Annotated in this window: 27 protein-coding genes; 14 read left to right on the top strand and 13 right to left on the bottom strand. The window is 69.9% G+C overall.

What is annotated here, in order from left to right; genetic code table 11:
- Positions 1-304: 304 nt before the first annotated feature.
- The 3 genes from H0524_RS09635 to H0524_RS09625 are packed head-to-tail and all read left to right on the top strand — an operon-like array spanning position 305 to position 2,869.
- Positions 305-517: a hypothetical protein gene (locus H0524_RS09635; RefSeq protein WP_180198322.1), complete on the top strand. Its 213-nt coding sequence runs from the start codon at positions 305-307 to the stop codon at positions 515-517.
- Positions 507-2,240 carry an N-6 DNA methylase gene (locus H0524_RS09630; protein WP_180198321.1) on the top strand — a complete coding sequence of 578 codons (1,734 nt, stop codon included), beginning with the start codon at positions 507-509 and terminating at the stop codon, positions 2,238-2,240. The genes H0524_RS09635 and H0524_RS09630 overlap by 11 nt, the downstream gene beginning before the upstream one ends.
- Positions 2,228-2,869 (top strand): restriction endonuclease subunit S, encoded by a 642-nt coding sequence (locus H0524_RS09625; protein WP_180198320.1) that lies wholly within the window; start codon positions 2,228-2,230, stop codon positions 2,867-2,869. Before H0524_RS09630 ends, H0524_RS09625 begins: the two co-directional genes overlap by 13 nt.
- Positions 2,870-3,305: 436 nt before the next feature.
- Here the strand turns inward: H0524_RS09625 and H0524_RS09620 are convergent, their stop codons facing one another.
- From H0524_RS09620 to H0524_RS09585, 8 genes are all read right to left on the bottom strand, one after another.
- A complete protein-coding gene (locus H0524_RS09620) occupies positions 3,306-3,560 on the bottom strand; it encodes a Txe/YoeB family addiction module toxin (protein ID WP_180198319.1) in 255 nt (84 codons plus the stop codon).
- Positions 3,557-3,841, bottom strand: coding sequence for a type II toxin-antitoxin system Phd/YefM family antitoxin (locus tag H0524_RS09615; RefSeq protein WP_018725755.1), 285 nt, complete (start codon positions 3,839-3,841; stop codon positions 3,557-3,559). Before H0524_RS09615 ends, H0524_RS09620 begins: the two co-directional genes overlap by 4 nt.
- A 225-nt stretch (positions 3,842-4,066) precedes the next feature.
- Positions 4,067-4,876: a GNAT family N-acetyltransferase gene (locus H0524_RS09610; protein WP_180198465.1), complete on the bottom strand. Its 810-nt coding sequence runs from the start codon at positions 4,874-4,876 to the stop codon at positions 4,067-4,069.
- A gap of 49 nt (positions 4,877-4,925) precedes the next feature.
- Positions 4,926-5,828, bottom strand: coding sequence for an NshR/TsnR family 23S rRNA methyltransferase (gene nshR / locus H0524_RS09605; RefSeq protein ID WP_180198318.1), 903 nt, complete (start codon positions 5,826-5,828; stop codon positions 4,926-4,928).
- A gap of 10 nt (positions 5,829-5,838) precedes the next feature.
- Positions 5,839-6,243, bottom strand: coding sequence for an NUDIX domain-containing protein (locus H0524_RS09600; protein WP_180198464.1), 405 nt, complete (start codon positions 6,241-6,243; stop codon positions 5,839-5,841).
- Between the two features lie 206 nt (positions 6,244-6,449).
- Entirely contained in the window at positions 6,450-7,592 is a 1,143-nt protein-coding gene (locus tag H0524_RS09595; RefSeq protein WP_180198463.1) for an epoxide hydrolase family protein, read from the bottom strand.
- Between the two features lie 86 nt (positions 7,593-7,678).
- The gene (mgrA, locus tag H0524_RS09590) at positions 7,679-8,674 is read right to left on the bottom strand and encodes an L-glyceraldehyde 3-phosphate reductase (RefSeq protein WP_180198462.1); all 996 of its coding nucleotides are present in this window, start codon (positions 8,672-8,674) and stop codon (positions 7,679-7,681) included.
- A gap of 20 nt (positions 8,675-8,694) precedes the next feature.
- On the bottom strand, positions 8,695-9,150 hold the full coding sequence (locus H0524_RS09585) for a GNAT family N-acetyltransferase (protein WP_180198317.1): 456 nt from the start codon (positions 9,148-9,150) through the stop codon (positions 8,695-8,697).
- A 132-nt stretch (positions 9,151-9,282) separates the two neighbouring features.
- Between H0524_RS09585 and H0524_RS09580 the strand changes: the two genes are divergently transcribed.
- Both H0524_RS09580 and H0524_RS09575 read left to right on the top strand, forming a co-directional pair.
- Positions 9,283-9,891 carry a TetR/AcrR family transcriptional regulator gene (locus H0524_RS09580; protein WP_180198316.1) on the top strand — a complete coding sequence of 203 codons (609 nt, stop codon included), beginning with the start codon at positions 9,283-9,285 and terminating at the stop codon, positions 9,889-9,891.
- A gap of 54 nt (positions 9,892-9,945) precedes the next feature.
- Positions 9,946-10,413, top strand: a complete 468-nt coding sequence (locus H0524_RS09575) for a hypothetical protein (protein WP_180198315.1) — start codon at positions 9,946-9,948, stop codon at positions 10,411-10,413.
- A 4-nt stretch (positions 10,414-10,417) separates the two neighbouring features.
- Here the strand turns inward: H0524_RS09575 and H0524_RS09570 are convergent, their stop codons facing one another.
- Positions 10,418-11,152: an RICIN domain-containing protein gene (locus tag H0524_RS09570; RefSeq protein ID WP_180198314.1), complete on the bottom strand. Its 735-nt coding sequence runs from the start codon at positions 11,150-11,152 to the stop codon at positions 10,418-10,420.
- Between the two features lie 58 nt (positions 11,153-11,210).
- Positions 11,211-11,495, bottom strand: coding sequence for a DUF427 domain-containing protein (locus tag H0524_RS09565; protein ID WP_018725765.1), 285 nt, complete (start codon positions 11,493-11,495; stop codon positions 11,211-11,213).
- A gap of 102 nt (positions 11,496-11,597) precedes the next feature.
- Here H0524_RS09565 and H0524_RS09560 point away from each other — a divergent pair, with 102 nt between their 5' ends.
- The 7 genes from H0524_RS09560 (at position 11,598) to H0524_RS09530 (ending at position 19,424) form a co-directional block, all read left to right on the top strand.
- Positions 11,598-12,980: an FAD-binding oxidoreductase gene (locus H0524_RS09560; protein ID WP_180198313.1), complete on the top strand. Its 1,383-nt coding sequence runs from the start codon at positions 11,598-11,600 to the stop codon at positions 12,978-12,980.
- On the top strand, positions 12,977-14,320 hold the full coding sequence (locus H0524_RS09555) for a cyclopropane-fatty-acyl-phospholipid synthase family protein (RefSeq protein WP_180198312.1): 1,344 nt from the start codon (positions 12,977-12,979) through the stop codon (positions 14,318-14,320). Before H0524_RS09560 ends, H0524_RS09555 begins: the two co-directional genes overlap by 4 nt.
- Before the next feature lie 134 nt (positions 14,321-14,454).
- On the top strand, positions 14,455-15,900 hold the full coding sequence (locus H0524_RS09550) for an MFS transporter (RefSeq protein WP_180198311.1): 1,446 nt from the start codon (positions 14,455-14,457) through the stop codon (positions 15,898-15,900).
- A 74-nt stretch (positions 15,901-15,974) separates the two neighbouring features.
- The gene (locus tag H0524_RS09545; RefSeq protein ID WP_018725769.1) at positions 15,975-16,277 is read left to right on the top strand and encodes an antibiotic biosynthesis monooxygenase family protein; all 303 of its coding nucleotides are present in this window, start codon (positions 15,975-15,977) and stop codon (positions 16,275-16,277) included.
- A 144-nt stretch (positions 16,278-16,421) separates the two neighbouring features.
- Positions 16,422-17,570, top strand: coding sequence for a hypothetical protein (locus H0524_RS09540; protein ID WP_180198461.1), 1,149 nt, complete (start codon positions 16,422-16,424; stop codon positions 17,568-17,570).
- A 97-nt stretch (positions 17,571-17,667) separates the two neighbouring features.
- Complete coding sequence (locus H0524_RS09535; protein ID WP_375371998.1) at positions 17,668-18,930, top strand: hypothetical protein; 1,263 nt, start codon at positions 17,668-17,670, stop codon at positions 18,928-18,930.
- A 20-nt stretch (positions 18,931-18,950) separates the two neighbouring features.
- On the top strand, positions 18,951-19,424 hold the full coding sequence (locus H0524_RS09530; protein WP_180198309.1) for a hypothetical protein: 474 nt from the start codon (positions 18,951-18,953) through the stop codon (positions 19,422-19,424).
- On the opposite strand, the gene H0524_RS09525 is transcribed toward H0524_RS09530, so the two are convergent.
- A complete protein-coding gene (locus H0524_RS09525) occupies positions 19,415-19,738 on the bottom strand; it encodes a GYD domain-containing protein (RefSeq protein ID WP_180198308.1) in 324 nt (107 codons plus the stop codon). The two genes, H0524_RS09530 and H0524_RS09525, sit on opposite strands and share 10 nt — an antisense overlap.
- Positions 19,739-19,919: 181 nt before the next feature.
- The gene (locus tag H0524_RS09520) at positions 19,920-20,513 is read right to left on the bottom strand and encodes a dihydrofolate reductase family protein (protein WP_180198307.1); all 594 of its coding nucleotides are present in this window, start codon (positions 20,511-20,513) and stop codon (positions 19,920-19,922) included.
- A 321-nt stretch (positions 20,514-20,834) separates the two neighbouring features.
- On the opposite strand from H0524_RS09520, the gene H0524_RS09515 reads away from it, so the two are divergent.
- Positions 20,835-22,442, top strand: a complete 1,608-nt coding sequence (locus H0524_RS09515) for a DHA2 family efflux MFS transporter permease subunit (RefSeq protein ID WP_180198306.1) — start codon at positions 20,835-20,837, stop codon at positions 22,440-22,442.
- Between the two features lie 181 nt (positions 22,443-22,623).
- Positions 22,624-23,283: a DUF6642 family protein gene (locus H0524_RS09510; protein ID WP_180198305.1), complete on the top strand. Its 660-nt coding sequence runs from the start codon at positions 22,624-22,626 to the stop codon at positions 23,281-23,283.
- Here the strand turns inward: H0524_RS09510 and H0524_RS09505 are convergent.
- Positions 23,277-23,921 (bottom strand): NAD(P)-dependent oxidoreductase, encoded by a 645-nt coding sequence (locus tag H0524_RS09505; RefSeq protein WP_180198304.1) that lies wholly within the window; start codon positions 23,919-23,921, stop codon positions 23,277-23,279. The genes H0524_RS09510 and H0524_RS09505 overlap by 7 nt on opposite strands.
- Positions 23,922-23,982 lie beyond the last annotated feature (61 nt).

Below are 23,982 nucleotides of genomic sequence, written 5' to 3'. Positions count from 1 at the left end.
CGAGACTGCCCCTGTAGTCCGGCGCTGACCCACCCGGAGGCCACCCGACGCACCGACCGGCCAGAGAGAAAGCCGATGCCGGAGCGCACCGGGTCCGCGTCCTCGGCCCACCGACCATCCTCGGGGTCCCCGCCGGCCAACACCTTCGCCCCCCAGGCCCTGGAGTTCCTCGTCTACCTCATCGTCGAAGGAGGCACGGCGATCGCTCAATCCAACTGCCAGCACAGGCCCAGGAGAAACAGAATCAGTCGTATGCTCGCTACGAGCCGGACGCGCGCGTGGTGTGCGGCTTACCGTCGATGCTATGAGAGCCGCATCAGGGGAGGAAGCGGGCGTGGTCGCCAGGTTGGTGGACATGACGGGATTCATCGATCCGGGGATCGCCATTCCGGTGGTCGTGGTGCTGGCCGTCGGGTTCCTCGGCTGGGTGATCGTGAGTGACGGCCGGACGGTTCGGTTGGAACGGCTGATTCGCGCCTTCCGGCAAGGGCGCACGGAGGCAGACGATGACGCTTGACCATGCTTCCGGCGGTGCCGGCGGTGCCGGCGAGCGGCGTCTGATGACCAGGCTCGAGATCGCCCAGGCGGCCGGCGTGCACGGGGCGGCGGTGAACAACTGGATGCGGCGGCACCCGGACTTTCCCGACCCCGTCCGCACCGTGCCCGTCGACCTCTTCGCCGCCGAAGATGTCGCCGAGTGGCTCGACAGTCGCAAGATCCAGCGTGACGAGCGGCGAGACGGCGAGACAGCCGGTACCACCTACGGTCGGCGCTTCCGTCTCACCGCCGGCCTGGCCGACGTCTGCTCCGACGCGAAGCCGGCACCCGATATGGTCGCCGAGGCCATCAAAGCCGATCTGTGGAAGAGTCTGGAGCCTGGCTTCACACAGAGCCAGGACCACACCATGTTCCAAGAAATGATCATGGCTTTGGTCTGCGCCCAGGCGATCGCCCCGAAACAGTGGACCCGGATCGCGGACACCCCCAGTCCAGATCTCTTCGCCCACGTGTGGTCCACCCTGCCGACAGCCGACGGCGTACGCCCGGAACTGTTGGACAGGATCGTCCGAGACGGGTGGTGGCAGGCTCGCTTCCGTACCGGCGTCAAGGTTCTGCAACGCTGGGTCCAGCCCGGCACGGGTGCGTCACAGGAGAGGGTCGGCCGCCGGTTGACGGCGGCCGCGGCCTTCGATCATTTGCTCGATCGATTCGCACAAGCCCGTAAGTCCAGCGACGACGAGTACCTCACCCCGTACGGGGTGGCTCGTCTCATGGTCCAGCTCGCCGACCCAGGGCCAGAAGACCGGGTGTACAACCCGTGCTGCGGCTCTGGCGAGATCGTCGCCGCCGTACTGGAACATCAACGGGGCAACGGAGCAGAACGGTCACTGGGGAACAACGTCAGCGGTCATGCCCTGGCCTCCCGGGCGTGGCGCCTGGCTGTCATGAACACCGCCGTTCACGGCCGTCCACTCGACCTCGGCGGCCCACCTCCCAATGATCTTAAACTTATCGATGTCAAGCGCGGCCCCTACGACGTCGTCCTGGCCAACCCCCCGTTTACGATGCCCGCCTGGCGATCCGCAACGGAGATCGCACCTACCGGCTGGCCGTACGGTGAGCCATCCCGCCACAACGCGCACTTCGCCTGGCTGCAACTGATCGCGACCGCGCTGGCGCCGGAAGGCCGAGCCGTCGCGGTGATGCCCAGCAGCACCACCTCGGTTGCCACCAGTAAGAGCCGGCAGATTCGCGCCGCCATGGTGGAAGAAGGAGTGGTCCGGTGCATCATCGAACTCCCGAAACAGATGTTCCGGGAGACAGCCAGCCCGCTGACGCTCTGGCTCCTCGGCAGCCCGACGCATCGCCCGGACCGTGAGGTCCTGCTCATCGACGCGAAGAAGGCCACCGAACGGGCGGGCAGAACCCACCGGATCCTGACCGACACCGGCAGCGGGGACATCGTCGACCTCTACCAGAAATGGTCCAAGACCGGTGGCGGCCAGGTTAAGCCGACCAGTGGCATCACCGCGGTCTCCGTCAGCCTCGAACGTCTCCGCGAGCACGGCCACGACCTCACACCATCGACCTATCTCCGCCCCCCGGCCCCGGACGTGACGAGCCGGGCGCCGAACCCCACCGAGCTCCGTGCCGAACTCTGCCGGCTCGACGACGTGGCCGATGCCGCCGACCTTGTCCTGGACCGCCTACTCGATCGGTTGCAACCATGGAACCCCTGATCGGTCCCACCCCCAACAACTGGACGCACCGTCGCCTCAACGACCTCTGCCTCATCCGCGGCGGCCCCAGCGGCTCCGATCTCAACGCCGGCGACCACGACGCCGCCGGCCTCGCGGTCATCAACACCGTCGACATCAGCGACGGCCGGGTGACCGACACCCCGAAAACCAGGATCAATCCTGAGGCGGTGTGGAGGCTGAGGCGCTACCGACTCGTCGTCGGTGACGTTCTGCTGGCCAGGCTCAGCGGGAGAATCAATCACGTCATCATCGGGGAAAGAGAAGCCGGGATGCTCATGGGCGGATCCACGATCCGGATCCAGGTCAAAGAGACCTCGAGAACGGTCCTCCTGCCGTACTACCTCCACTGCTACCTGATGCACCCCGCGGTTCTGGAGTTTCTCGGCGAGCAGGTCAAAGAGGGAATCCAGCCCAGCCTTACCCAGAGCAGTCTCAGAAGCCTGCCCATCGCCCTGCCTCCGATGGACGTCCAGCAGGAGATCGCCGTGATGGCGCAGGCGTTCCGGGAAAAGATCGAAGCCCACGAAAAGGTCGCCGGGCTGGCCCGGCAGCTGTACAAACAGGTAGTTCCGCAGATGGTCGCGAACGAGATGATGCTACGGGCGTGACCCAGGGAATCATTCACGAGGCTGGGTGCCCGGATGCGGATCATCTTCGACTACGGCAGTGACCTTCGGCAGATTGCCTGATCTCCGCGAGCCCCAGTCGACATGGTTGCGACGGGGCCAATCGTTCTAGTGAGGCGTGCAGGTTGGCGAGTCGAGGTCATTGAGCCCCGACCAGCGCTCGTGAGCTGGGCAACTCAGTGGTAGCAGGTCACCGGTGATCGTGGCGAAGTGATTCGCCTGGTGGTACCTCCGGCCCACTTTGTTGATCTCTTATGCAACTGGTGTCGTGACGCTTGGCTCGGCTTCTCGACGCGGGCTGTGGCTGACCATGGCAGCGCGGTGCTGGACGGGCCGGGATGTGTCGTACGGCGAGTCGCATGACGACGGCACGCAGCCGCCGCAGGGCGGTGTCCCTCGGCGGAGGGGGTCCTCCACCTCATTCGTAGTGGTAGCGGCACTGTGCGATCTGCACGGTGTCGTCCATGATCCGGTATACGAGGCGGTGTTCCTGGTCGATGCGTCTCGACCAGAAGCCCGCCCAGCTTCCGCGGAGCTGCTCCGGTTTGCCGATGCCTTGGTGGCCGTTGCGTCGGATGTCCTCGATCAAGGCGTTCACCCGCTTGAGCATCTGGCGATCTCGTTGCCAGGTCAGATAGTCTTCCCAGCCTCGTCCGGCGAACTGGACCTTCACGCCGCCGAGGCCTCGCCTGAACTGGCGTCGGGGTCGATCAGGTCGTGCGTCTCCCCGCCGCCGTTGCGCAGCTCTTCGACGGCTTCGTTCAGACGGCGCGCGTTGGCGGGACTGGCCATCAGGTAGGCCGTCTCCTTCAGCGACTCGTACTCGCGCAGCGAGATGATGACTGCGGCCTCCCGGCCGTGGCGGGTGACCACCACTTCCTCGGCGTCGTCCACGACGTGGTCGAGCATCTTGGCCAGGTTCTGGCGGACTTCTGAGTAGGGAACGGTGCGCATGCTGCTGCCTCCCACACGTTACGTACAATAAATTGTACAAGCCTGCCGGTGCTGCTCGTCAGCTGCTCCGACGTCTGGCCTTGAACTGTCGATCAGGCTCAGGAGCGGCGCGGTTGTAGCGGGAGCGGACCACCGGTGATCGTGGTGAAGTGGTTCGCCTGGCGCTGAAGATCATCGGGCACAGTCAGGGCACAACCTAACTCCAGGAGGATTCGCAAGAAAGGCCTAGCCGAGCGCCTGCATCGCGGGGCTGAACCACCGGCCGCGATCTCCCGGAAAAGCTGACGATCCGGAGACCATCAGCGTGGTGCTACCTCGCAGCGTGGCTCCGGCGCTCTCCACCCAGTCACGCAACTCTCTTTCGTGATCGAGCAGATCGACCCGCACGGAACCTCCCGCGCCACGGGCAAGATCACTAATCAGTGTCGCCGCAGCGCGGCGATCCGCCGCCACCACCGGCCCGATCATCAGTTGGCCGAGGTTCCGCCACGCCGCGCCGTACCCGACAATGTCGTTGTCGAGCTCCACCACATGCAGTCGGGTGGCGAACGACAATAGCCGTCGCACCAGCTCCCCGCGCGGTGCGCCGACGATCGCGGCGTCGAGTGCCGCGATCGCCGGGATATCCTCCGGCGTGGCGGGCCGGGAGCACGCCGTCGCATGGCCGGGGACGCTTCCGACGTACGTGTGCAGCTCCTCGACGGCAGTAAAACCGAACTTCTCGTACAAGGGACGGCCCGCTTCGGTCGCGAACAGTGCTGCTGTCCGGGTGGGGGTTGCCGCCAGGGCCTGGCTCACGAGCTGTCGGCCCAGTCCCTGGCCGCCGTGTCGTGGGGCGACCAGCACCATGCTGAGTACCGCGAGCGAGGTTCCATACCGGGTCACGATCGCCGTGCCGACCACATCCCCACTGTTGTCCCGGGCACCCCACACGGTGCCCAGTTCGAACAGCAGACGCCATTTTCCTTCCTCGGCCGGCCACCCCCGGTCCTGTGCCAAAGCGAGGCACCGCGGAAGGTCCGCGACGGTCAACACCCCGATATCCCACGCCACGCCCACGATGCTGTCAGCGGCCGCTACCCGGCTACCGGCCGGGGCGGCCTCGGTGTCCCGACCGTACGGGTCTGCCGCTGCGCCGGGGAGCGCCCTGCCGGCCGTTCCCCGCCGGGCGCGGCGAGGGGCTTCGTGCGGGGAGGTTCCAGGAGGACCGCTCGTACAGGGCGATCCCGGCGCAGACCGAGACGTTCAGCGACTCCGCGTCTGGATTGAGGGGGATCGACACGGTGCTGCTGGCGATGCTCTCGAATGACTGCGACGTGCCCGTCTTCTCCGCACCGAGCAGGAGGGCGAGCGGCTCGTCGGCGTCGTGCAGATCGCTGACCGCCAGATCGCCGTCCGTGTCGAAGGCGATCAGCGGGACTCTGCTGTGTCGGAAGTGGTCGATCGCCTCGGCCCGGGACGCGAGCACGATCGGCAGGGAGAAGACGTAGCCGCGGCTGGCCCGGACGAGGCGTCGGTCAGCGACGGTGGCCAGGTCGCTGTCCACGAGCACGATGCCGGCGGCGCCGAGCGCGAAGGAGGTGCGCACGATGGCGCCGATGTTGCCGACGATCTTCACGCCGTCCAGGACGATGATGTCACCGGTCGTACGGGACAGATCGTTGAAGCTCCACGGTCTCGGCGTGCGTGCCACACCGAACACCTTGGGCTTCTTGTCGACCTTGAACAGGTTGCTCATGATCGGGACTGCCACCAGGCGAACGGGAATGTTCCGCTGCCGGCAGGCGGCGAGTACCTCGTCGGGGAAGGGGCTGCTCTCGACTCCGTAGACCTCGATGAAGTCCAACCCCGCGCGGATGCACTCCACGAGCGGCTCGGCATCCTCGATGAGAACGGTGCGGACGGCGGATCGCGAGTGCTTGACGACGTCGCTGATCCGCTGCACGGCCGGATCCGACCGTTCGGTGATGACATCGAGGCTTACCACGGGCGCGACCCTAGCACAAGCCCCTTTCGCTTCCTCTATCTGGCTCGAGCCGGGTGAACCAGTTGTCGATCGAGCGCCGGTACCCGTCGGGCATGGGCAGGTCCGCGATCTCGTCGGCGGCGAACAGGCGGCCCTCCTTGTGCTCGGAGCTCACGGTGATCGGTGAGTCGTTGTCGGCGAAGCAGCCGTAGGTCACGATCAGCACGTTGACGCCGTCGCGGATCTGGTACTGCCAGGAGTCGAGAATCGGGCCGACCCGTACCGTCCAGCCCGTCTCCTCGCTGATCTCTCGGCCGGCGCAGGCGGCCGGGTCCTCGCCGGGTTCGAGCTTGCCGCCGGGCAGTTCCCACTCTTCCCGCTCGTTGCGGAGCAGCAGAACACGGTTGTCGCGGAGGCAGACGCCCTTGATGGACACCGGATAGGCGTGTGGTCGATACAAGTGAGTGTCCTTCCGCGGTCGGTTGGCATCAGGATATCGATGGCAGTGGTGCCGACGCTGGGGCGGCCTGGCAAACGTGACCGGAAGCCGTGACCGGGGGGCCGTGACCGGAAGGAGTCTCGCCAAGGTAGCTGGGTGGCCCGGCTGCCGCCGGGCCACCCTCGAGACGTGGGCCCGCGGGGTCAGGTGATGCTGCGGAAGAAGGTGCGGATGTCGTTCGCCAGCAGTTTGGTGGCGTCCATCGCGGGGAAGTGGCCGCCTTCGGTGAACTCGCTCCAGTGGCTGATTGCCTGCCCCGGGTCCATCGCGCGGCGCACGAGGGGGTGGGTGTTGAACACGGCCCATCCGGTCGGTACGGGGGCGGCCATGACCAGGTCGAGGCCGGAGTGTTCGGCCTCGTAGTAGAACTGTGCGCTGGACGCGCCGCTGCGGGTGAACCAGTAGAGGCTGATGTTGGTGAGGAGCTGGTCGCGGTCGACCGACTCGTCCGGGGTCTGGTAGGTGCCGTTGGTTCTGGTCTTGAACTTTTCGGCGATCCACGCGAGCTGGCCGACCGGCGAGTCGGTGAGGGCCGCGCCGATGGTGTCGGGGCGGTGGTTGTGCATCAGCAGGTACCCGCGATCGGCCGCGTCCTCGGTGCGTATCGCTTCGATCTGGGCGATTTCGTCCGCGGAGAGGCTGTCGGGGTAGGGGAACTTGTCGCCGACCAGCCCGAGCAGGTGGGGGTCGATGCCGAGGTGCGTACCGATGACCCGCTCCGGGTATTCGGCGGCGAGCCGGCCGGTGGTGCCCGAACCGATGTCGGTGCCGTGGGCGGCGAACCGCTCGTAGCCGAGACGCGTCATGATCTCGGCGTAGGCGGCCGCGGTCCGCGCCAACTCCCAGCCGGTCCCGGACAGCGGGGTGGAGAAGCCGAAGCCGGGCAGCGACGGGATGACCACGTGGAACTCGTCGGTCAGCAGCGGGATGAGGTGCTGGTACTCGACGAATGAGCCGGGCCAGCCGTGGTTCAGCATCAGCGGGGTGGCCTGCGGGTTGGTCGATCGTACGTGGACGATGTGGAACCTCTGGCCGTTGACGACCGTGGTGACCTGTTCGTACTCGTTGAGGTTGGCCTCCTGTGCCCGCCAGTCGAACCCGTCGTGCCAGTACTCGGCGAGTTCCTTCAGGTACACCAGCGGGATGCCGCGGCTGAAGTCGCTGCGGTCGTCGCGGCCGGGCACCGGGTGGGGCCAGCGGGTGTGCGCCAGCCGGTTACGCAGGTCGTCGAGGTCGGCCGGTGGGATGTCGATGCGGAACGGGGTGAGCGTGTTGTTCTCGTGCATGGCACCGACGGTCTCAGGCAATGCGGCAGGTTAGCTTCCGCGATCGCGGAGAGAGTGGAGAAAGTAGTGGCGATTTCGGGTCGGCGTCAGTGGAGCTGGCGGTCGATCTCGGCCAGTTCCTCGGTGGTCAGCTCGAGGTTGTCCAGCGTGGCGAGGTTGGCCTCGAGTTGGGCGACGCTGCTGGCGCCGATGATCAGGCTGGTCATCCGGGGATCGCGTAGGGCCCAGGCGAGTGCGAGCTGCGCGAGGGACTGCTGGCGACGTTGGGCGATGGCGGCGAGGCCGCGGATGGTGACCAGCCGTTCCGGGCTCACGTCCCGTTCGGAGAGGTGGACGCTGGTGCGGACCCGGGAGTCGGCCGGGATGCCGTCGAGGTAGCGGTCGGTGAGCAGGCCCTGGGCCAGGGGGCTGAAGGAGATGCAGCCCGCGCCGACCTCCGCGAGGGTGTCGAGCAGACCGTCCTCCTCGGTCCAGCGGTTCAGCATCGAGTATGACGGCTGGTTGATCAGCAGCGGGGTGCCCAGGTCGCGCAGGATCGCCGCGGCCCGCCGGGTCTGTTCGGCGGTGTAGTTGGAGATGCCGACGTAGAGCGCCTTGCCGGCCCGGACGACGGCGTCGAGGGCGCCCATCGTCTCTTCCAGCGGGGTGTCCGGGTCGTACCGGTGGCTGTAGAAGATGTCGACGTAGTCCAGCCCCAGGCGGCGGAGCGACTGGTCCAGTGAGGCGACGAGGTACTTGCGGGATCCCCACTCGCCGTATGGGCCGGGCCACATCAGGTAGCCGGCTTTGCTGGAGATGACCAGTTCATCGCGGTACGGCTTCAGGTCGGTGGCGAGCATCCGGCCGAAGTTCTCCTCGGCGGCACCCGGCGGTGGGCCGTAGTTGTTGGCGAGGTCGAAGTGGGTGACCCCGAGGTCGAAGGCCCGGCGGACGATGTCCCGCTGTCGATCGAAGGGGCGGTCGGGCCCGAAGTTGTGCCACAGGCCGAGCGAGATCGCCGGTAGGCGGAGCCCACTGGCCCCGCTGCGTCGGTAGGTCATCTGGTCGTAGCGGGTGTCGGCGGCCGGGTAGGTCACGATCAGGAGAGTAGCCGCCGACCCGGTCAGGTCAGGGTGCGGGCGTAGCAGACGGAGAGTGACTCGTCCTGGTACGGGCCGAAGTTGGCGATGCGGTGGTAGCCCTCGCGTTCGTAGAAGCGGATCGCGTCGGGTTGGGCGGGGCCGGTCTCCAACAGCAGGGTCCGTACGCCGGCGGCGCGGGCGGCATCCTCCAGGGCCTGCAGGATGGCGGTCGCCACCCCGGTGCCGCGGGCGCCCGGCTCGACGTACATCCGTTTGATCTCGGCGGATTCGGTGGAGAGGAAGCGGAGGCCACCGCAGCCGAGCGCGGCGCCGCCGTGGTCGCGGGCGACGAGGAAGACGGGGACGCTGTCGGCGGTGGGCGGGGCGCCCGGCTCGTGGTCGTCGCTGCGGTAGCGCGCGTCCAACTCGGCGCGTTGCGCGGCGCGCAACCGGCTGCTGTCGGTGGACTCCCACGGTTCGGGGCGGACCGAGATCACGTGTCCTCCTTGGATCGTGCCGGTCGTACCCCGGCGGGGGAGTGCTCGTAACAAGCGTTACCGTAACGTACGTTACGAGATAGGGGTGGGCGCGGGCCTGCCGGAGGGCAGAGCCGGACCGCAGGAGGGTGGATGGCCAGCCGACGTGACCGGGTTGACCAGCGGCAACGCCTGTCGGCGGCCACCTGGTCAGTGCTCGCCGAACGTGGCCTGCCCGGTCTCACCCTGCGCGCCGTCGCGGAGCGGGCCGGCTGCACCACCGGGATGGTGCTGCACACCTTCGCCGACAAGCAGGCCCTGCTGGTGCACGCGCGTGAGCTGCTGCACCAGCGCACCGGGCAGCGGGCCGACGCCCTGCAGGCCGCCGCCGAAACACCCGGCACGGCGCTGCGCGCCGTGCTGCTCCAGGCCGCCGCCCCGACCACGGAGCGTCAGGAGGAGGCGCGGGTGTGGGTGGGGTTCCTGGCCGCCGCGTTGGCCGACCCGGTCCTGGCCGAGCTGCACCGGGGCTACAACCGCCGGTTTGTGGATCGGGTGCGGGGACTGGTCGCCGCGGTCCGGCCCGACTGGCCCGCGGCCGACTGCTCGTCCACCGCCACCGGGCTGGTGGCCCTGGTCGAAGGGCTGAACACGCTGACCGCCGTGGACCCGGCCACCTACTCCGGGGCAGCGCAGCGCGCCGCCCTCGACGCTGCGCTCGCCCGGCTCGGCCCGGCGGACGATGTCCACCCGTCCGGGTGAACACCGCACCGGAACGCGACGCGGACCGGCGCGTCGCGGGTTTGACTGGCAGGCGTGGACAGCGCAGGGCTGGGGCGGGCCTACGACGAGCTGCTCGCAGAGTTGGCCGCGGGCGGTTTCGCCCCGGCGCCGCCGGGGCAGCTCGGCGCCGAACAGATCGTGGCCCATCTCGTCGCGAACGACGAGCTGATGATCGAGGCGACCGAGGCGGTCCTCGCCGGCTCGCCGTACGCCTACTACGACCTGGAGACGATGCACCGGCCCCAGGTCGATGCGCTGGTCGCCGAGTTCGGTGACCTCGACGCGTTGGACGCCCGGTTGCGCACCACCAGTAGCCGGCTGGTGGCCCTGGTCGACCGGCTCGGCCCGGCGGCCGGTACCCCGGTCGACACCCACCTGCGGGAGGGCTACGACCTCGTCGTGGACGGCCCACTGCCCTGGGGACGGGTGCTGGACCTGCACGCCCGGGTCCACCTTCCCAAACACCGGGCGCAGCTCAGGATGCTCCGGGTGGCCGAGTAACCGGTCAGCCGAACTGCCACTGCTGGTCGGGGGCGTCAACGCAGGTGATCTGCCGGATTTCGGTGCCGGCGTCGCGCCGGCCGCCGTCCGGGTACGCGCACCGGCCGCTGTATAGCGCCGCGATCAGCACCTGTCCGCCGGCGCTGGGTACGAGCTGCCACTGCTGGTTGGCCTCGCCGTGGCACGGATACTGCTGCAGCCGCGCCCCGTCGGCGGCGTTGGGGCCCTCCACGTCGAGGCACATGTTCGAGGCCTGGTTGACCAGGCTCACCAGGCCCGAGCCGATGGCGTTGGGCAGCCACCGCTGCCGCGGGTCGTCGCCGCGGCAGTCGAGGAGCCTCGCGGGCGCCTGTGCGCCGTCTCCGTCAACGCCCAGACACCGGCTCGAGGCCACCTGGCGAAACGCTGTCGGGCCGGTGGGGATTGTCGGCGGGGAGCTGGCTCCCTCGGCGGGCGGAGTGGCCGTCGGGGAGCTGACCGTCACGGTGGGCGGGGCGGGCGGCTCCTGCCCCGCCGGGGTCGATGCGCCGGTGGACGGAGTCGCGGCCACCGCCGGGACGGCTGGCGTGCCGTCACCCCCCGGGCCGCCGAGGACGAAGAAGCCCCCGAGTAGGAGGCCGGCCGCGCTGATGAACACCGCCACCCACGTCAGCGGATCGCGGGGCAACCGAGGGCGGGTGGCGCCGGGACGGCGGTAGACGGTGCCGGCCGGGTCGGGACGTTGGGCGGAGGTGGACATGCCGGCATCCTGACCCACCACCGGGGGCCACGGCTAGCCTCCCCGGCCGCGTCGCCGTTCAGTCGATGACGTGGACGTCATCCGAGAACGCGATCCGGTGGCGGACCATCCCCGCCTCCGGCCCCGGATTCGGGTAGTACCAGACCGCGTCCGGGCTGATCTTGCCGTCGTGCTCCAACGCGTAGTAGGACGCGGTTCCCTTCCACGGGCAGACCGACTGCGTGTCGGACTCCCGGATCAGGTCGTCGCGCAACGTCGAGCGCGGGAAGTAGTGATGTCCCTCGACCAGCACGGTGTCGTTGCTCTCCGCGACCACCAGGTCGTTCCACACGGCCTTCGGCATGACCCTACGCTAGGCCGCCGTCGGCTGGTCAGGTTGACATTTTCACCATCGACCACCATGAACGTCCAGCGTCGCGACCCCGGTTGGGCTTAAAGTGATCTGATGAATGCCGTGCGTGATCATGATCAGGCGGTGGTCCAGCTCCGGCGCTCGTATGCGGCCGTGCGGCCGGGACAGCCGGTTCGGCTCGCCAAGCGCACATCCAACCTGTTCCGCCCACGCGCGGCACCGCGCGCGCCCGGCCTGGATGTCAGTGGCCTCGGCGGTGTGCTCCACGTTGACCCGGCGGCCCGCACCGCCGACGTGCAGGGCATGTGCACGTACGAGGACCTGGTTGCCGCGACCCTGCCGCATGGCCTGATGCCGTTGGTGGTGCCGCAGCTGCGCACCATCACCCTCGGCGGGGCGGTGACCGGCCTGGGGATCGAGTCCACGTCGTTCCGCAACGGGCTGCCACACGAGTCGGTGACCGAGTTGGACGTGCTCACCGGGGCCGGGGAGGTCATCACCGCCCGGCCGGAGGGCGAGCACGCCGACCTGTTCGCCGCCTTCCCCAACTCGTTGGGCAGCCTCGGCTACGCGACCCGACTGCGGATCGAGCTGCAACCGATCGGGCGGCGGGTCGCGCTGCACAACGTGCGCTTCAACCGGCTGGAGGAGCTCGCCGAGGCGATCGGCGAGGTCATCGTCACCCGGTCGTGGGCCGGGGCGGCGGTGGACGCGATGGACGGGGTGATGTTCAGACCGGACGAGGCGTACCTGGTCCTCGCCACCTTCACCGACGAGGCCGGGCCGGTCAGCGACTACACCGGTCAGGAGATCTACTACCGGTCGCTGCAGCAACGTACCCAGGATGCGCTGACCGGGCACGACTACCTGTGGCGCTGGGACACCGACTGGTTCTGGTGCTCCGCGGCGTTCGGGGCGCAGCACCGGGTGCTGCGCCGGGTCTGGCCGGCGCGCTGGCGGCGCAGCGATTTCTACCACCGGCTGGTCCGGTTGGAGCACCGGCATCAGGTGGCCGCGCGGATCGACCGGTGGCGCGGCCAGCCGGCGCGGGAACGGGTGGTGCAGGACGTGGAGATCCCGCTGGGGCGTACCGCCGAGTTCCTACGCTGGTTCGCCAGCGCCGTGCGAATGACCCCGGTCTGGCTCTGCCCGTTGCGGCTGCGGGAACCGACCGGGCCGGGATCGGCCCGGTCCTGGCCGCTGTATCCGCTGCGGCCCGGGCAGGACTACGTGAACATTGGGTTCTGGGGAAGCGTGCCGATCGCCGGGGGTGCCGCCGACGGCGACATGAACCGGGCGATCGAACGCAGGGTGTCGGAGCTTGGCGGGCACAAGTCGCTCTACTCCGACGCGTACTACGACCGGGAGGTGTTTGACCGGCTCTACGGCGGCGACACCTGGCGGGCGGTCAAGGACCGCTACGACCCGGCCCACCGGTTAACCGGACTGTACGAGAAGGCGGTAGCACGAGCATGAGTCTGATTGATCGACAGCAGGATTCGGCGAGCGTCTCCGCGGCCGCGCCGAAGGCGGCCGGCAGTCGGGGCCGCACCATGGCCGACGTCATTCGAGCCCTGACCACCGAGCCCCTGCCAGTGCGGATCACCGGGTACGACGGTAGTTCCGTCGGCCCGGCCGACGCCGGCATCACCCTCGCCATCCGCTCCCCGCGCGGCCTGTCCTACCTGTTGACCGCCCCGGGCGACCTGGGGATGGCCCGGGCGTACGTCAGCGGCGACCTCGGCCTGTCCGGGGTGCACCCGGGTGACCCGTACGAGGCGCTGCGGGTCCTAAAGGACGAGGTGCGGTTGCGGGTCCCGCCGGTGCCCGAGGCCCTGGCCCTGGTCCGGGGCCTGGGCTGGGAGCGGCTGCTGCCGCCACCACCGCCGCCCCAGGAGGCGGTGCCCCGGTGGAAGCGGATGTTGGGCGGGCTGCGCCACTCCCGGATCCGGGACAGCAGCGCCATCTCGCACCACTACGACGTGTCGAACGCCTTCTACGAGAAGGTGCTCGGGGAGTCGATGACGTACACCTGCGCGCTGTTCCGCTCGCCGCAGGACTCGTTGGAGACGGCGCAGGCGGCCAAGTACGACCTGGTGGCGCAGAAGCTGGCGGTCAAGTCCGGGATGCGGCTGCTGGATGTGGGCTGCGGGTGGGGCGGCATGGTCCGGCACGTGGCCCGCGAGTACGGCGTCCAGGCGCTCGGGGTGACCCTCTCCCGATCGCAGGCCGAGTGGGCGCAGGCCGCGATCGAGCGGGAGGGGCTGACCGGGCTGGCCGAGGTGCGGTACCTCGACTACCGGGACACGCCGCCGGAGCAGTTCGACGTGGTCTCCTCGATCGGATTGACCGAACATATCGGGGTGCGTAACTATCCGGAATACTTCGGTTCGCTCCGGGACCGGCTGCGGCCCGACGGCCGGCTGCTCAACCACTGCATCACCCGCGCCGACAACCGCGCGCCGCACCGCTCCGGCGCGTTCATCGACCGGTACGTCTTTCCGGACGGCGAGTTGGCCGGGCCGGGCCGGGTGCTCTCCGAGATCCACGATGTGGGCCTGGAGGTGCAGCACGAGGAGAACCTGCGCCGCCACTACGCGCTGACGCTCGCGGCCTGGTGCCGCAACCTCGTGGCGAACTGGGACTTCTGTGTCGGCGAGGTGGGCACCGGAACTGCTCGGGTGTGGGGTCTGTACATGGCCGGATCCCGGATGTCGTTCGAGCGCAACGCCATCCAGCTCCACCAGGTGCTGGCGACGCGGACCAGCGCCGCGGGGGTGACGAGCTACCCGCTGCGGCCGGACTGGCTGCCCTGACTCCGGTGCTGCCGGCGGTCGCCGAAGGGTGACCGCCGGCAGCCTCCCCGTACCCGCCCGGCGCTCTACCCGGCCTGATGGCTGCCCGGACCGCGGCCACTAGCCTGGAGCGGCTCGAACGGAACGGGGGAGTTGTGCAGAACCGACGCGTCGTGGTGCTGGTCGCCGTCCTGGTGTCAACCTTCGCGTTGCCGCTGTCGCTGACCGGGGCCTCGGTGGCGCTGCCGGAGATCGGGCGGGATCTCGGCGCCGACCTGGCCGGGGTGCAGTGGGTGGTTAACGGCTACAACGCCACCTTCGCCAGCTTCATGCTCGCCACGGGTGCCCTGGCCGACCTGTTCGGTCGGCGGCGGGTCTTCGCCATCGGGCTTGTGATCTTCGCTGGCGCGGGGTTGCTGGCGAGCGCCGCCGGCGACGTCCTCCTGCTGAATGTGCTGCGCGCGCTCGCTGGCGTCGGTGCGGCTGCCGCCGCGACCAGCGCGGGGGCGTTGCTGGCCAACACCTTTCAGGGGCCGGCCCGGACGCGCGCGTTCAGCGTCTTCGGGATGGCCATCGGCGCTGGCCTCGCTTTCGGCCCGACGATCGCGGGGCTGCTGATCGACTTTCTGGGGTGGCGGGCGGTGTTCGCCGTGCCCGCGTTGGTGGCGGTGGCGGTGCTGCTGTTGGTTCCGTGGCTGCCGGAGTCGCGTCAACCGCACGCGGGCCGGCTCGACTGGGGCGGGACCGTCTCCTTCACCGCCGCGCTGCTGCTGTTGATCTTTGGTTTCGTGCAGGGGCCGGCCTACGGCTGGGGCGACCCGAGGATCGTGGCCGCCTTCGCGGCGACGGTGGCGCTGCTCGTGGTCTTCGTCCGGGTGGAGCGGTCCCACCCTGAGCCGATGTTCGACCTGGCCCTCCTGGCCAGTCCGCGCTTCGTCGGCATCTGTCTGGCGGCGGCCACCGTCGTCGCGGTCCTGGTGCCGCTGCTGGTGTATCTGCCGTCGTACCTCACCACGGTGGTCGGCCTGACGCCCAGCTCCGCCGGCCTGACCCTGGTGTTGCTCACCGCGCCGACGGTGGTGTTGCCGCTGCTCGCCGGCGTGCTGACCCGGTGGGTGCCGGGGTCGGCGGTGATCGTCGCCGCCGTCCTGACGGTCGCGTCGGGGGCGGCGTGGGCGACGGTGATCACCCCGACCAGCGGCCCGGCTGACCTGGCCGGCCCGTTGCTCGTCATCGGTACCGGCATCGGGTTGTCCATCGGGCTGCTCGACGCGCTCGCCATCGGTAGCGTCCCGCCGCACCGGGCCGGCACCGGCGCCGGCATGATCAATACTGCTCGGGTGGCGAGCGAGACCGTGGCCATCGCGGTCGTCGGGGCGGTGCTGGCGACCACCACTGCGGGCCAACTCGCTGATCCCGGCTTCACCAGCGGGCTGCGGACCGTGCTCTGGGCGATGGCCGGGGTGGCGGCGGTTGCCGCGCTGACCGTCGCGGTGCTGGTCCGCCGCGACCGTCAGCGTGCCCGGGTGGAGCGTCGCTCACGCCAACGTGATCAGCCGGGCTTGGGCGAGGAGGCGGGGAGCGAGCGCCGCCGGTCGTAGGCTGGGCTGGTGAGATTCGCGCCAGCCCGGGGCCGTCGAGGACCGGTGCGTGGGATTTCACCAGTGGATCACGAGTGTGGGAGGTCCGGCAGGTGCTCATCGTCGCCGGAAGCATGTACGTCGACCCGGAGGATCGAGAAACCTACCTCGCCGGGTGTCTTGAGGTCGTGACGGCTGCCCGGGGCGCGTCCGGCTGTCTCGACTTCACGATCAGCGGGGACCTGGTCGAGCCCGGCCGGATCAACGTCTACGAGCGTTGGGAGACCGAGGAGCAGCTGCTGACCTTTCGTGGTGCCGGCCCGACCGAGGAACAGCAGGTGGCGATTCGGGACGCGAAGATCTTCCGATACGAGATCTCCGCCGTCGAGACGCCCTGACGCGGCCGGTCCGCCTATCGTCTGAATCACTCCGCCGATCGGACACATTGCTCGCCGTAAGCCGTCCCCCGTGGCGTTGCCCCAGAGTTGTTCCTGGTGACACCCCCGAATGGTGGCCTACGCGGCGGAGGGGTCGGCGTGGCGATGACTGGCTCGACGGGTTCGACGTGGCGGTACCGGTGGGCGTACCGGCAGAACGAACGGCGACAGCGGGTGTTCCGTGCGGCCGACGGGGCGTGGCGGCGGCGGGACGAGGAGCTGCGGCGCCTGCGGACCCTCGCCGAGGAGTTCGGTGGCTCGGCCGATGCGGGTGCCGGTCTCCCGATCGAACTCGACCCGGGAGAGACGGTCTGTTGGGTGTTGCCCGCCGCCCAACTGGTCGAGGTCCGGAGGGCGGCGGTGCTCCCCGCACCCGAGCTCACGGTTGCCCTGCGACCCGGCCCGCTCCGCAACCGGCGCCCGGATGGCATCCGGATCGCCGACACCGGCATCGCCGTGATCACCAACCGTCGACTGGTGCTGCTCGGTGGACGCGGCCGGCGCGACTGGGCCTACGGCAAGATGACCGGTCTGGCCCACGACTCCCGCGCGCCGGTGACGCTGATCCAGGTGCTTGACCGGCGGCGCGCCTCCGGCCTGCTGCTGCCGGCGGAGGCGGCCGCCGATTTCCGGTTCAAGCTGAGCGTGGCCTTCGCGGACGCGATCGAGCAGCGGGAGGCGGTGCTCGCCCAACTCGACGAGGCCCTCGCCGAGCACGCCCGGCGCAAGCCGCTTCGCCCCGCCGTCCTCACGCCCGCACAGGCACGGTTCACCGGGTTCGTCCGCGGTGGTGCGCGGGCGGTGGCGGTCGCTGCCGGGATCGCCCTGCTGGTCCCGGCGGCGCTGATCCTCGCTGCCCCGTCGGCTCCGTCCGATTCGATTCGGACGGAGGTGGCGGCGGCCACCGCAGCCACCTCTGCTACCTCTGCCATCTCTGCGACCTCTACCGCGGCCACCAGGGCGGCTGCCGCCATGGCGGGGTCGCCGGCACCGACGCCGATCGCGGCACCCCACCTGTGTGGCGCCCCGACCAACCCGCTGGGGTACGGCTTCTGCGCCGGTGACCCGGTCCGGAAGCCAGCCGCCGAGGTGTGTGACTGGTTCGACTGCGTGCCCGGATTCTGGGCCGGCCGCGGGTATCTGGTGCAGTGTGCGAACAGCTCGGTCAGTCTCGCTGGCGGCAGCCCGCGCGCCTGTGGCCAGCACGGCGGAGTCCAGCGCGCCTTCCGTGCACCGGGCCCGCAGCCGGGGTGAGCCCGCCGGGGACCTGATTCGGTTACCTACCGAGGCGTTGCCTACCGTCCAGTAGGCAAGGCCGTATCCCATCAGGATGTGAAACGTTGTTCTGTACGTGATGGCGACCTCAGCCCACTGCGTCCGTGGGCCCCGACCGTCCTGGCGTTCCCGCTGGGCCGACCAGGAGAATGACCGGCGACGGCGCCTTCACGTGGCCGAGGCTGATGCGTGGCGCCGCCGTGCCGACGAGCTGACCCGGCTGCGGGTCGAGGTCGGCCTGCGTGGATCGGGCCCGCCGAGGGACGCACCGGTGCAACTGGTTCCCGGTGAGGTGGTCCACCGCGTGTTCCCGGCCGTGGAGCTGGTCGAGGCCGTTACCGGGAACGTCGGCCGACTACCCGTGCCCGGGCTGGCGATGGAGCTGGCCGGCACCGACGAACCGCCGCGTCCGCTGCCACCGGAGGTCCGGGCGGTGGAGGTCGGCAGTGCCGTGGTGACCGACCGGCGGGTGGTCTTCCTCGGCCGGCACCGACACCGGGACTGGTGGTTTGCGGAGCTGGTCGCGCCGGCCCACCATCGCCGGTCGCCGCTGACCCTGCTGCCCACCGTCAACGGGTCCCCGGTGGCTGGACTGCTGGTGTCGCGTCCGGTGACCCTGACCTTCCGGTTTCACCTCACCCTCGCCTTCGCCGACGGCCTCGGCAACCGGGATGCGGTCACCGCCTGCCTGGATGAGCTGGTCGCCCGGCACCAGCGTGCCCGGCCAACGGCGCCCCCGGTCGCCCGGCCGGAGCAGGCCCCGATGCGGGCCCGGCTGAGTAATGGCCAGTGCGTCAGCGCCGTCGGGGCGGTCGCCGCCTCGGTTGTTGCTGCTTTCGTCGTCACCGCCGGGGTGACGCTGCCGCCGGCGCCGACGGCGGGGCTCGACCGGTCCCACCCCAGCGACGCGCCCGGCCCAACCAGCCCCGGGCCGCGCAGCCCGGTACCCCCCGCGTGGCCGCAGCCCGATCCACCCACCGTGGTGTCGCCGCCCGCTGGGGCGGTGCCGACCGCCGTCGCGGCGTTGCCCATGCCGAACTCCGTTGATCCACCGGCACCGCATCGCGCCGAGCCGCAGCATCGCGCCGAGCCGCAGCATCGCGCCGAGCCGCAGCATCGCGCCGAGCCGCAGCATCGCGCCGAGCGGCCGCAGCGCGCCGGAGACGGGCGGGACGCCAGCTGCGGGCACTGCGGCCCGAAACGCTCGCACGGCCGGTCTTCGTCGGCCGGTCCGGACGGTCGTTCCAGCCGGTGGGAGCCCGGTCGCGACCGCACCGGGTGGGACGCGACGGTAGACCGGGGCGACGGTCGCCCGGGCCGGGCGAAGAATCTGTCGTAGCCCGCTGGCAGGGTCCGCGCATGCTGTTGACCTCGCTAGCCGAAATTGATCAAGCTGCGCTGGCCGAAACCGACCGCGTCGCACTGGCCGAGTTCGACCCGGCGCTGCTGACCGACATCGACCGCGCGTTCCGGGCTTCCTGGTCGGCCGAGACCTGCGATCCGGTTGATCTCCCCTGGGCGGCGACGAACCCGGCCCGTGGGCAGTGCGGCGTGACGGCGCTCGTGCTGCGTGAGCTGATCGGTGGCGAGCTGCTGTGCGCAGTGGTGCTGCGGCGGGACGGCTCCCAGCAGGGCATGCACCTGTGGAATCGCCTCCCCGGCGGGGTGGAGATCGACCTGACCCGGGAGCAGTTCACGGTGGACGAGATCGTGCAGGAGCCGGCCGTGCTGCCGCCGGGGCCGCTACGCCGCTGTGTCCAGCAGGCCGCGCTACTCCGTCACCGGGTGCGCGGCATGCTCGGCCTACCGACGGACGAGGTGGCTTACGCCTGACCCGGTGGCTGGTAGGTGACCGGCGTCTGCGCTGCTTCGTCGATCTCCTCTGGTGTCAGCAGCGGGATGACCTCGGCGCGTGCTCCCCCCGTCGCCTGGGCGGCGATGCCGAGCGCGGCGGTGGTCATGTTGTCCGGCACCTCGCAGGAGACGAAGAGGTCGTGTTTGCCGATCGCGAAGTACAACGACTCCACCCGTCCGCCAGCGTTCTCGATCAGCGCCCGGACCACCTCTGCCCGTTCCGTTCCACCCTGCTCACTCAGCCCCGCCATGCCCTGGGCGGTATAGGTCGCCTGGAAGAGATATTTCGCCACGCCCGCACCACCTTCCCGGGCTCCCGTGGCCCGGGGAGGTGGTACCCGCTCGCCACCCGGTTACGCCTCGGCCGCCCGGCCGTTCGCGGACCGGGTGGCGCGGGAGGGCACCGAACTCACGGCTGGGTCTGCGGTCCCGGACAACCGTGGGTGCGGGTCGCCCTGTCGTACGCCGGGTGGGTCACCGCGGTGCGGCTGGCTGTTGTACGCCGTACCGGATCAGGACGGTGTCGAAGTTGTCGAAGGTACGTACGCCCAGGCGCCGGAGCGAGACCGGATGTTCGCACAGCGGGGTGCCGCCGGCGACGGCGGCTGGGCCGAGAAGGACGTGGATTTCGTCGATCAGACCGTGCTGGAGGAGCCCGTTCCAGGTGGTCCGGCTGGCCCAGGTGACGATCTCCCTGCGGTCCTGCTCCTTGAGCTTGGCGATCTCGGCGGGGGCGTCGGCGCGGCTGACGATGCGGGTGTTGTCGGCCCAGGGGTGGTCGGCCGGTGGCGGGGAGGCATGGTCGGAGACGACCACCTTGTCGACCACGTTGTAGATCTTTGAGAATTCGCGGTCGGCCTCGAAGGCGGAGCTGTCGTCGGCGACACCGGGCCAGTAGCTGGAGAACATCGCGTAGGAGTTCGCGCCGAGCAGTACGGTGTCGGCTGCCTGGATCCGTTCGAGGTTGTACGTGCCGAAACAGTTCTCCATCGGCACTGTCACGCCGCTTCCGGGGCCGTCGTAGAAGCCGTCCATCGACACGGCACTGACCACGGTGAGTGTTCGCATTCCGTTCCCTTCCGGTGCTTGTGCTGCGGCGGCCGGGAGGGAGGGGCGCAGCTGGGCCCTCGCCCTCCGCCCGGTCGTCGGGGTTTCGTGGGTGGGACGGAGCGGGGGCGGGGGGTTCGACATCGCTGTCCGGGGCGGCCCTGCCGTGACGAGGAACACCTGTTGGCGGGCTCCGGCAAGCGGCAAATTCAACGGCGGACTGTCGGTGGAGAGGGCTAGTCTTCCTGCGGTTCCGCACTTTCCTGGCCACCCGCTGCCGATGGCGGGTGCCGTGGCGTGCCTGCACCGCCTCCCTCGGTCGACCCGACATCAGGAGAATCCGTGACACAACAATCGGTCGCGTCCCCCCAGCCGGGCGCGACATCGGACAAGCTTGACGCCGCGGTGTTCAAGGTGGCCGGTGTGGTCGTGCTTGGCGCAATCATGTCGATCCTCGACGTGACGGTGGTCAGCGTCGCGCTACCGACCTTCCAGAGCGAGTTCGACGCGTCCTACGCCCGGGTCGCGTGGACGATGACCGGCTACACCCTCGCCCTGGCCACGGTGATCCCGCTGAGTGGGTGGGCGGCCAACCGGTTCGGCACCAAACGCCTCTACATGATCGCCCTGGCCCTGTTCACCATCGGGTCCGGTCTCTGCGCCACCGCCGACACGATCAGCGAGCTGATCGCGTACCGGGTGCTGCAGGGCCTCGGCGGTGGCATGCTGATGCCGATCGGCATGACGATCATGACCCGGGCGGCCGGTCCGCACCGGATCGGCCGGTTGATGGCGGTCCTGGGCATCCCGATGCTGCTCGGACCGATCGGTGGTCCGATTCTCGGCGGCTGGCTGATCGACGTGGCGAGCTGGCACTGGATCTTCCTGATCAACCTGCCGATCGGGCTGCTCGCCCTGGTCTACGCGCAGCTGGCGCTGCCGAAGGACGCCCCGGAGCCGTCCGAGTCGTTCGACTTCCTCGGCATGCTGATGCTCTCCCCGGGGCTGGCGCTCTTCCTCTACGGCGTCTCCACGCTGCCCGAGGCGGGCACCTTCACCGAACCCGAGGTGTGGGTGCCGATGCTGCTCGGCGCCGCGCTGGTGGTCTCCTTCGTCTGCTACTCGTTCAAGCCCCGGCACCCGCTCCTCGACCTGCGGCTGTTCCGGAACCGCAGACTGGCCGTCGCGTCGGTGACCATGTTCGTGTTCATTGTTGCGTTCATGGGCGCCGGTCTGCTCTTCCCGAGCTACTTCCTGCAGGTACGCGGGGAGTCGACCCTGCACGCCGGCCTCCTCATCGCGCCGCAGGGCATCGGTGCGATGGTGACGATGCCGATCGCCGGGATGCTCGCCGACCGGGTGCCGGTGGGACGCACGGTGCCGTTCGCGTTGGTGCTGATCGCCGCCGGGTTCTTCACCTTCACGCAGGTCGGCCCGGAGACCTCGTACCTGTTGATCTGTGGCTCGTTGTTCGTCATGGGCCTGGGCATGGGTGGCACGATGATGCCGATCATGACCTCCGCGCTGCAGACGCTGGCCGGGCCGGAGGTTGCCCGCGGCTCCACCCTGTTGAACATCATCCAGCAGATCGGTGGTTCGGTCGGCGCGGCGGTGATGTCGGTGATCCTCACCAACGAGCTGAACGGATCCCGGCCGATCCCCGGCCTGACCGGTCCGAACGGTGAGCCGGTCACCGAGGCGGGCCTGGCGATCGCCGCCCAGCGGCAGCCGGAACTGGCCCAGCAGGTCCCCGACCCGACGCTCATCGAGCGTGGCCTCGCCTTCGCTGCCGACTCCTTCGCCACCACGTACTGGGTGGCCTTCGCGCTGGTGCTGCTCACCTTCGTCCCGGCCGCGTTCCTGCCTCGGCTGCGGGAACGGCTGCGGTCCCGCGACGACCAGCCGGGCAGCCAGCCGGGCGAGCCGAGCACGCCGGTGGTTGTCCACTGAACCTCCGGTGTCGGGGTCGCCGCGGCGACCCCGACACCAGGGCATCGCCCGGGTCCACAGGGCCTGATCACCACATCCGCCCGCGTGGGCCACGGCCCTGCGCGCCACACCAGGCGGTGCTAACCCGGCCCACCGCCGGCCAGCCGGTAACGTCGGCGCCGCCGACGAGGGGAGGTGCCAGGTGGCGCGCGGAGGTGTCTTCTGTGTCGAGGGCCAGTGGCACCGTGACCTCAACGAGCGCGGTTCCGTCCTACCCACCCTGGAACTGCTGGAGCGACTGAGTCGGATCCGGTTCATCCACAAGGACGCGGCGACCCGGGATGAACTGTTCTACTTCGTTGACCGGTGGCTGCTCAAGCAGTACGCCGACTACCGGGTCGGCTTCTTCGCCACCCATGGGGAGCCCAGCCGGCTGCGCCTGACCGACTGGGAGTCGGTCCCCCTCGCCGACGTGGCCGAGCTGATGGCCGGTCGCTGCGAGGGGCGGCGTCTCTACTTCGGCAGTTGCTCGGTGCTGCGCGCCAACGACGCCGTGCTGCGAGCCTTCCTCGAGTCCACCGGTGCGGCCCTGATCTGCGGCTTCACCCGGGAGGTCGACTGGGTGGAGTCCGCCGCCTTCGAGACCGTCCTGCTCGACGTGCTCGCCAACGGGCAGCGGCACAACGCGGCCGAGTTGCGAATGGGCTCGGCGCACTGGGCGCCGCTCGCCTCGTACCTCGGCTTCCGGGTGATCTACGCCAACGGCCGTGCCTGGCGCCCGTCGGTCCGCCCTCGGGTGCCGGTTCAGCCTGCCCGGCCGCCGCGCCCGCCGAACACCAGGCCGGCGGTACCGGGTCAGTAGGCGGCGGTGAAGCGGGTGTTCTCGTGTCGTGGGTTCTCGATCTCGTCAACGATCGCGACGGCCATGTCCTGGTAGCTGAGGACCGACCGGCCCTCGTGATCGGTTACCGGATGGTCCCCGCCGGTACGGTAGTGCCCGGTCCGGGCGCCGGGGTGGAACTCCAGCGGCGGAGGTGACACGTACGTCCAGCGCACCCCGTCGGCCGCGGAGCGGTAGTACGCCAGGGCGTCGGCCTGGCCCAGTGCCGCGTCCCGGTACTCCTGGGGAAAGTCGGGCTCGTCCAGGAGGCGGCCGCCTCGCGGGGTGCAGAGCGTGGCCCCGCCACCCAGGTGGATGATCCGCGGCGGGTTCGGTGTCTCGCGCAGGGCGCCGACCAGCGTCCGCGCCGCGTCGAGCCAGAGGCCGCGTTCCCCGCCACCGATCGCCACCACCAGCGCGTCCGCCTCCGGGGCCAACTCTCGTACGCTCCGCGCGCTGGTCGCGTCCCCGGTGACCACCTGCACCCCTGCCGGTAGGTACGAGGTGGTGGCCTCCGGCCGACGTACCGCAGCGGTGACCCGGTGCCCACGGTGGAACGCCTCCTGGGCGATCTGGGAGCCGGCGGTTCCGCCCGCCCCGAAGACGACGATGTTGCCCACGGACTCAGGCTAGGGATGCCGGCCGACCTGCCGCCGGGGAATGCCCATCCCGGCCCCGCCG

Source organism: Salinispora sp. H7-4 (genome assembly GCF_013416675.1).
Taxonomy (GTDB): Bacteria; Actinomycetota; Actinomycetes; order Mycobacteriales; family Micromonosporaceae; genus Micromonospora; species Micromonospora vitiensis.
The sequence above is the reverse complement of the archived record's forward strand: the minus strand, read 5'-3'. Positions and strand labels throughout refer to the sequence as shown.